Genomic DNA, 7,557 nt, shown 5'->3' on the forward strand with positions numbered 1-7,557 from the left:
TTATGCCCGATCCGGCAAAACAGCACCAAAACACGCTTCGCGTTTTCAAGGGCATAACCGCAACCGGGCGTTCCGTGGGCGCCAAACTGACGAGGATGCCGACATGGCCCAAATTTCTCTGACTTTCCCCGATGGCAATGCACGCGACTATGAGGCCGGGATTACCCCCGCCGCTGTCGCCGAGAGCATTTCCAAATCCCTGTCCAAGAAAGCCATCAGTGCGACCGTTGATGGCCACCACTGGGATCTGGCCTGGCCAATCGATTCCGACGCGCAGATCGCCATTCACACCATGGCGGACGAAGAGCAGGCCAATGAATTGATACGCCACGATCTGGCGCACATCATGGCGCGTGCCGTTCAGGAAATCTGGCCCGACACGCAAGTGACCATCGGCCCCGTCATCAAGGACGGCTGGTACTATGACTTTGACCGGGCCGAGTCTTTTACGCCCGAAGACCTCGCCGTCATCGAAAAGAAGATGAAAGAGATCATCAACAAGCGGGATCCCGTCCGCACCGAAGTGTGGGACCGCGACGTGGCGATCCAGTATTACACCGACCGGGGCGAGCCCTACAAAGTCGAGTTGATCGACGCCATTCCGGGCAATGAGCCACTGCGCATGTACTGGCACGGCGATTGGCAGGACTTGTGCCGCGGCCCACACCTTCAACACACCGGTCAGGTGCCCGGCGACGCGTTCAAGCTGATGTCGATTGCCGGCGCCTATTGGCGCGGTGACAGCAATCGCGCGATGTTGCAGCGTATCTACGGCGTGGCCTTTACCGGCAAGGAGAAGTTGCGCGCGCACTTGAATATGCTCGAAGAGGCCGCCAAACGCGACCACCGCAAACTCGGCCGCGAGATGGACCTCTTTCACATGCAGGAAGAGGCCCCGGGCCAGATTTTCTGGCACCCGAACGGCTGGAGCATCTACACTTCGTTGCAGGATTACATGCGCCGCAAACAGCGCGCGGGCGGCTATCAGGAGATCAACACACCTCAGGTGGTCGATCGCAAACTCTGGGAAGCGTCGGGACACTGGGACAAATACCAGGAGCATATGTTCATCGTCGAGGTCGAGGAGGAACATGCCAAGGAAAAGGCAATCAACGCCCTCAAGCCGATGAACTGCCCCTGCCATGTGCAGGTGTTCAATCAGGGTCTGAAATCCTATCGGGACCTACCGCTTCGTCTGGCCGAGTTCGGATCATGCTCGCGCTATGAACCCTCGGGCGCGCTGCACGGAATCATGCGGGTGCGCGGCTTTACCCAGGACGACGCGCATATTTTCTGTACCGAAGATCAGATCCAAGACGAATGCGCGCGCTTCATCAATTTCCTTGCGGATATCTACAGCGATCTGGGCTTCGAAGAGTTCGAGATCAAATTCGCCACCCGCCCCGAAAAACGCGTGGGGTCCGACGAAAGCTGGGATCATGTGGAGGGTGCACTGGAAGCCGCGATCAAGGCCACCGGTCGCAGCTTTACGCTCGAACCCGGTGATGGGGCGTTTTATGGCCCCAAACTGGATTTCTATCTGACGGATGCCATCGGACGGGTCTGGCAATGCGGCACCTTTCAGGTGGACCCGAACCTGCCCGAACGGCTCGGTGCCACTTACATCGCGCCGGACGGATCAAAACAGCGACCCTACATGTTGCACCGGGCAACCCTTGGCTCGTTCGAGCGGTTTATCGGCATCCTCATTGAAGAGCACGCAGGCAAGCTGCCCTTCTGGCTGGCGCCCAGGCAGGTCGTGGTGGCCTCGATCACTTCGGAAGCGGATGAGTACGTGACGGAGGTTGTCCAAACCTTGCGCGCCGCCGGGGTGCGGGCCGAAGCAGACATCCGCAACGAAAAGATCAACTACAAGGTCCGCGAACATTCGGTCGGCAAAGTGCCGGTGATTCTGGCCGTCGGGGCGCGCGAAGTCGAAGAGCGCACTGTTTCCGTCCGCCGATTGGGTCACAAGCAAACCAATGTCGAAACATTGGACGCGGTTACGGCGGCTTTGGGCATCGAAGCGACGCCGCCTGACCTTTTGTAAAAGCTGAAACTGCAACATTTCACGTGGCCTGTTACAACAAAGGGCCGGAATTTGCAGAATTTACGCCAGATTTCTGACATCTTATAACGGGCCTGTGACTCACAGGCTCGTGACTGGTATGATCGCCTGTCCCTGCCCTAACGTAATGGCACACCCGGTTCGAAACCGATATCCATAAGGGAAGTTGAAGATGTCGAATACAATGAAATCCGTAGCGCTCGTCGGCGCATTTGCTGCTGCAATGACCGCCCATGCAACCACATCGGCTGAGGCCGCCTCCAAGGAAAAATGCTTCGGCATTTCGTTGGCTGGGGAAAATGACTGTGCGGCCGGTGCGGGCACGACCTGTGCAGGCACATCCACAGTCGATTATCAGGGCAACGCGTGGACGTTGGTCGATGCGGGCACCTGCACTGAAATCGAACTGCCCGAGATGGCAGACGGCACCGAGCGCAAAGGCTCGCTCGAAGAGCAGACCCGCGATCTGCCAGCGTAAGCTGACCCCAGAAAAGCGTCGGGCCGCTTGTGGCCCGGCGTCCCAGTCTCGGCCAAAGGATACGCTATGCTGGATGCGACACGACATCCGCCCCGTTTGCCAGCAGCCCCCGGCGTCGGATTTAAACCCCAACATTTCAATGCGTTGCGCAGCGACCCCGGCCCGGTCAAGTGGCTGGAAGTACATGCAGAAAACTACATGGGCGACGGTGGCCGCCCGCATGCGCAACTGCGCGCCCTGAGAGACAATTTTGCCATTTCGGTACACGGTGTCGGACTGTCGATCGGCGGCGAAGGCGCGCTGGACGCGGCACACCTCGGGCGGCTGAAAACACTTCTCGACTGGCTGGAACCCGCCAGCTTTTCCGAGCATCTGGCATGGTCGACGCACGGGGCCGAATTCCTCGATGATCTGCTGCCCCTGCCCTATACCGATGCCACGCTGACCCGCGTCACAGATCACATCGACCAAGTCCAGGATACGCTGAACCGCCAGATGTTGCTGGAAAACCCTTCCAGCTATCTGGCCTTCACCGAGAGCACATGGTCCGAGACCGACTTTCTTGCTGAAATTGTCCGGCGGACCGGATGTGGCCTGTTGCTCGATGTAAACAACGTCTTCATCTCGGCCACCAACCTTGGATATACCGCGACCGGTTATCTGGACGCCTATCCCACAGCCGCTGTCGGCGAAATCCATGTGGGCGGTCACGACGAAGACACCGACGACCAAGGAGCCCCCTTGTTGATCGACAGTCACGGATGTGCCGCAGTTGATCCGGTCTGGGCATTGCTTGAACACGCGCTGGCCACCACAGGCCCCCGGCCCGTTTTGGTCGAATGGGACAATGACGTGCCCGACTGGCCTGTCCTGCGCGCCGAAGCAGAACGCGCCGCAGCATCCCTGTCTGCAATAGCGGTGCGCTGACCCCAATGGCACCCAATCAATCCCAACTCCGCGCGGCCTTGCTGGACCCTGCACAGCCGAGCCCAGCTGGATTGACCGATGGTCAGGGCAAACCGACCCAAAAACGCTTTGACGTCTACCGAAATAACGTAACCGTTGCCCTGTCCGACGCGCTGCGCGCCAGCTTTCCGGTGCTGCGCAAACTCTTGGGCGACGAGAATTTTGATCAACTTGCCCCCCTTTTTGCACGTTCACACCCACCGTCTTCGCCGCTGATGATGTACTATGGCGATGCAATGCCGACATTCCTGAAGGGTTTCGCACCGCTGGCGCATATTGGCTATTTGTCCGACATTGCGCGGCTGGAGCTTGGTCTGCGGCGCGCCTATCACGCAGCGGACTCGGAGCCGCTGGACCCTGCGGTTTTGGAATCCCTTGCCCCCGAAGCGTTACAGGCCTCGACCTTGACCTTCGCCCCGGCTGTCCAGCTCATCACATCCGACTGGCCGCTGTTCGATATCTGGCGCTACAACATGGTTGATGGCGCGCCGAAACCACAGGCCGTTGCCCAGTCCGTGCTGATCACCCGGGCCGCGTTTGACCCGTCACCACATCCGCTTGATCCGGCTCAGGCGGCATGGATCACGGCCATCCAGGGTGGAAAAACAATCGATGCCGCGCACGACGCCGCCTTGGCCATCGCGGCGGATTTCGACCTCTCGCCTCTTCTCACGGTGCTTCTGCAAAACGGTGCGCTGATCCGAATGACGACCCCAAAGGACTGAAAAATGAACATTTTGTATCGCCTGCACAGCGCCATTTTTGCCCGACTGGAACGAGCAGAGTGGATTCTGCCGACATTGGCCCGCTTTCTCTTTGCAGCGGTGCTTGCGGGGTATTTCTGGGTGTCTGCCATGACCAAGGTCGGTGACGGCATCTTTGGCGTGTTCCAGCCATCTCTCGGAGCCTATGCCCAGATCTTTCCCAAGGTTATGGAATCGGTGGGCTATGACGTGGATGCGCTGTCACTCTATCATTGGGCTGTGGTCACAGCGGGCACATTGGCGGAGTTCATCCTGCCCGCATTGATCATATTGGGTCTGCTTACGCGGCTGTCTGCAATTGGGATGATCGGGTTCATCATCGTTCAGTCGTTGACCGACCTGAACGGCCACGACAAATGGGGCGACAATCTGGTTCTGGGTGCGTGGTTTGACGCGCCGTCCAATAGCCTGATCATGGATCAACGGTCGCTGTGGATTTTCCTGCTGCTGGTGCTGGTTATCAAGGGTGCAGGCCCTGTGTCCTTCGACCGGGCACTGCGCTCCCGCAACGCAGCCCTCTAACTGACGCCAAGGGCGGCCTGAACGTCCTTGGTCCATCCAAGATGCAACGTGTCACCATCTGAGATCAGAGGGCGCTTCATCAAGTTGGGGTGCTCTGCCAGTAACGCCAGCGGCGGCGCTTGCCGCTGTTCGTCGCTCAGCGCGCGCCAGGTGGTGGATCGAGTGTTTATCAAGGCCGGGCCAAACTGAGCGAGCGCCGCCTTCATGACCTCGGGCGGAACGCCTTCGGTGCGCACGTCGACGAAGTGCGCATCTTTCAGCGCCTTGATCGCCTTGCGACAGGTGTCGCAGGTTTTTAAACCGAATAATTCCATAGCCTCACCTCACATCTGCGTTGAATTAAGCATCACCAGCGTCTGATTGCACTCTCAATGTCTTGAAATTTCCCGGTCCAGCGCAATGTCTAGGTTAGCGGGTGGTTTTTGCGCCATTTCGGCAGCCCACCGCATCAATTCAGTCCCGTTTGCGGGGCGGACGTAAAGGCGAAAGGAGGCACGGATCATGCCAACTGGCACCGTGAAGTGGTTCAACACCACAAAAGGCTATGGCTTCATCGCACCTGATGGCGGCGGAAAAGACATATTTGTTCATATTTCAGCGGTCGAACGCTCTGGGCTGACCGGGCTCGCGGACAATCAGAAGGTTGGCTTCGAGTTACTCGAAGGCCGCGACGGTCAGGAAATGGCGGGCGACCTCAAACTTCTTTGATGACTCGCGCGGGCGCGTCGCGGCGCGTTTCATCACACATGTTGCGCTCACGCCGTCGGACATAGGTCTGACACACAACCTTTGACCTCTGCCGGACCTGCCGGTTTTGCGCGCCTGCAGGTGTGCTGAAAGGATTGTGCTAAAGACCAGAGGTGGCCGGACTTCTCGGCGGCCTTGTCTGCGCATGTCCGTAAGGCAGCGGATGTGGTAGCAATGCTGTTTACAGAACTTGAACTCGTAAGGATGGCTCTTGCGCATCCTTTTGATATTAAAGGTATTTCCAAAGAGCCTTCGCGGTCAGCGTCCGACAAGACAATGCGCGCATAAGGACGTGTAGCCGCGAAACCGGACACGCGCGCCGTGGGTGCGGGTTTTGATTTCGTAATTAGGGATACGCAGCAGAAAGCGAGCCAAGGCGATGCGCCCTTCGAGCCGCGCCAATGTCAGACCGACGCAAACATGCGGGCCGCCCGCAAAGGCGAGATGCCGGTTGGGTTTGCGGCTGATGTCAAAGACATCGGGGTCGCAGAACTGATCCGGGTCGCGGTTGGCCGCCCCGATACACAGGTGCAGGTTGGTGCCTTTTTTAATAAAAATCCCATTTATTTCCGTATCTTGCGCGGCCTCTCGATTGCCGAACTGGTTGGGCGAGGCCATGCGCAACACCTCTTCGACGGTTGTGTCGATCAAGTGAGGAGAGCCGCGCAATTGCGCCTGGGCGGCGGGATTGTCATGCAGAAGGGCCAGACCGTTTCCGATCAGGTTGGTCGTGGTTTCGTGGCCGGCATTGAGGATAAAAATACAGTTTTGGATCAGCTCGATTTCGCTCAACTGGCCGTCACTGTCGCCTGCAATGAGCCGGGTCAGGACGTCTGTTTCCGGATCGCCGGGATGGGCGCGGCGATGGGCGATAAGCTCTTGAAGATAAGATTTAAATTCAGATACGGCGGCGTTGCCATCGGCCAGTTGTTGCGGGGTAAGCGTCGGCTCCAACGCGCCCAGAATGGCGAGGGACCAGCCGCGCAGAGGGCCTCGGTCTTGCAGGGGAATATCGAGCAGGTTGCCGATGATCTGGATCGGGATCTGGGCCGCGAAATCTTCAATAAGATCAGGGTGTTCGGGCAAAGTGTCGAGCAGGTGATCGACCGTCTTGATCAATCCCGGTTCCAGCCGCTGGATGGCGCGCGGGGTCAGGGCGCTGGACATGATCCGGCGGACGCGGGTGTGCAGAGGCGGATCGTTAAAGACGAGCGAGGTGGTGTGATGCTCGAACAGCGGGCTATCTGACCCGAATTTCGGTTTGAAAACAACACGTTTGTCGGAGGTGAAAAGGTTCGAGTCCTTGTACACATGGCTCAGATCGGCGTGGCGCGACAGGATGATCGAGCCATCGCGCTGCGGGCAGATCGGCTTATCGCGCAGCAGGGCATCGTAATGGACAAAGGGATTTTCGTGAAAATCCGGGGGGAGTTGGGTCAGGTCCAGCATGTGGCGAGTGTGCCGCAGGGCGGACCTGCGCGCAACGCTCGGTGCCACGTGCCGCGAATCGGTCTGATTTTGCGGGTTAACGCCTGAAAACATGGGGTTTGGGCGGTGCAGCATCCGTACACCATGCGTGCACCCCCTGTGCACCGGCTGTGCAGCGCGGGCGGGGTTAACGCTCCGTACGGTGGAGTCTGTGACCAAAGGGTTAAGACCCGCGTTTGCCGTTGAGCGCGAAGCCGGGACAGCGCCGGGCCGCGGGATGGCGCTGCGACGGGTGTGCTGTGCGGTTTATGGTTGTGATGGTAGCTATTTTGCTGGGGCGATGTGCTTGTGGTGACGAAGCGCCGTTCCGGGGGGCGGACCGGCGCTGGCACGGCGGCCTTCGGCCTTGATTCCGTGCTGAGCTCAAATCAAAACATTGTTAATTTGAGAAGCTTTCATTGCCGAGCTCAATGCTTTCACTATGGGCAATCATACGCACATAACCTCTAAACCGACATTCCCCAAGTGGCCTGCCATCTGACGCGAAGATCGCCTGATCAGGCCTGCGGATCAAGTATCTTTTA

8 protein-coding genes are annotated in these 7,557 nt (G+C 58.6%); 6 read left to right on the plus strand and 2 right to left on the minus strand.

The window, feature by feature from the left end; genetic code table 11:
• The first annotated feature begins 103 nt into the window (after nt 1–103).
• The 5 genes from thrS (at nt 104) to LC354_RS16970 (ending at nt 4,798) form a co-directional block, all read left to right on the plus strand.
• The gene (gene thrS / locus LC354_RS16950; RefSeq protein WP_223426025.1) at nt 104–2,050 is read left to right on the plus strand and encodes a threonine--tRNA ligase; all 1,947 of its coding nucleotides are present in this window, start codon (nt 104–106) and stop codon (nt 2,048–2,050) included.
• A 190-nt stretch (nt 2,051–2,240) separates the two neighbouring features.
• On the plus strand, nt 2,241–2,546 hold the full coding sequence (locus LC354_RS16955; RefSeq protein ID WP_223426027.1) for a BufA1 family periplasmic bufferin-type metallophore: 306 nt from the start codon (nt 2,241–2,243) through the stop codon (nt 2,544–2,546).
• Between the two features lie 66 nt (nt 2,547–2,612).
• On the plus strand, nt 2,613–3,473 hold the full coding sequence (gene bufB / locus LC354_RS16960; protein ID WP_223426029.1) for an MNIO family bufferin maturase: 861 nt from the start codon (nt 2,613–2,615) through the stop codon (nt 3,471–3,473).
• A 5-nt stretch (nt 3,474–3,478) separates the two neighbouring features.
• Nucleotides 3,479–4,237, plus strand: a complete 759-nt coding sequence (locus LC354_RS16965; RefSeq protein ID WP_223426031.1) for an HvfC/BufC N-terminal domain-containing protein — start codon at nt 3,479–3,481, stop codon at nt 4,235–4,237.
• Between the two features lie 3 nt (nt 4,238–4,240).
• A complete protein-coding gene (locus tag LC354_RS16970; RefSeq protein ID WP_223426033.1) occupies nt 4,241–4,798 on the plus strand; it encodes a DoxX family protein in 558 nt (185 codons plus the stop codon).
• On the opposite strand, the gene LC354_RS16975 is transcribed toward LC354_RS16970, so the two are convergent.
• Entirely contained in the window at nt 4,795–5,112 is a 318-nt protein-coding gene (locus LC354_RS16975; RefSeq protein ID WP_223426035.1) for an arsenate reductase family protein, read from the minus strand. The two genes, LC354_RS16970 and LC354_RS16975, sit on opposite strands and share 4 nt — an antisense overlap.
• A 187-nt stretch (nt 5,113–5,299) precedes the next feature.
• Here LC354_RS16975 and LC354_RS16980 point away from each other — a divergent pair, with 187 nt between their 5' ends.
• The gene (locus LC354_RS16980) at nt 5,300–5,506 is read left to right on the plus strand and encodes a cold-shock protein (RefSeq protein WP_223426037.1); all 207 of its coding nucleotides are present in this window, start codon (nt 5,300–5,302) and stop codon (nt 5,504–5,506) included.
• 297 nt (nt 5,507–5,803) lie between these two features.
• On the opposite strand, the gene LC354_RS16985 is transcribed toward LC354_RS16980, so the two are convergent.
• Nucleotides 5,804–6,994, minus strand: a complete 1,191-nt coding sequence (locus tag LC354_RS16985) for a cytochrome P450 (protein WP_223426039.1) — start codon at nt 6,992–6,994, stop codon at nt 5,804–5,806.
• Nucleotides 6,995–7,557: the final 563 nt, after the last annotated feature.

Source organism: Tateyamaria pelophila, from assembly GCF_019966495.1.
GTDB classification, from domain to species: Bacteria; Pseudomonadota; Alphaproteobacteria; order Rhodobacterales; family Rhodobacteraceae; genus Tateyamaria; species Tateyamaria pelophila.

What these genes read in the sequence shown, in the direction of transcription:
- LC354_RS16980 (WP_223426037.1), top strand. Translation starts at nt 5,300, where the DNA reads ATGCCAACTGGCACCGTGAAGTGGTTCAACACCACAAAAGGCTATGGC.
- thrS (WP_223426025.1), top strand. Translation starts at nt 104, where the DNA reads ATGGCCCAAATTTCTCTGACTTTCCCCGATGGCAATGCACGCGACTAT.
- LC354_RS16965 (WP_223426031.1), top strand. Translation starts at nt 3,479, where the DNA reads ATGGCACCCAATCAATCCCAACTCCGCGCGGCCTTGCTGGACCCTGCA.
- LC354_RS16970 (WP_223426033.1), top strand. Translation starts at nt 4,241, where the DNA reads ATGAACATTTTGTATCGCCTGCACAGCGCCATTTTTGCCCGACTGGAA.
- LC354_RS16985 (WP_223426039.1), bottom strand. Translation starts at nt 6,994, where the DNA reads ATGCTGGACCTGACCCAACTCCCCCCGGATTTTCACGAAAATCCCTTT.
- bufB (WP_223426029.1), top strand. Translation starts at nt 2,613, where the DNA reads ATGCTGGATGCGACACGACATCCGCCCCGTTTGCCAGCAGCCCCCGGC.
- LC354_RS16975 (WP_223426035.1), bottom strand. Translation starts at nt 5,112, where the DNA reads ATGGAATTATTCGGTTTAAAAACCTGCGACACCTGTCGCAAGGCGATC.
- LC354_RS16955 (WP_223426027.1), top strand. Translation starts at nt 2,241, where the DNA reads ATGTCGAATACAATGAAATCCGTAGCGCTCGTCGGCGCATTTGCTGCT.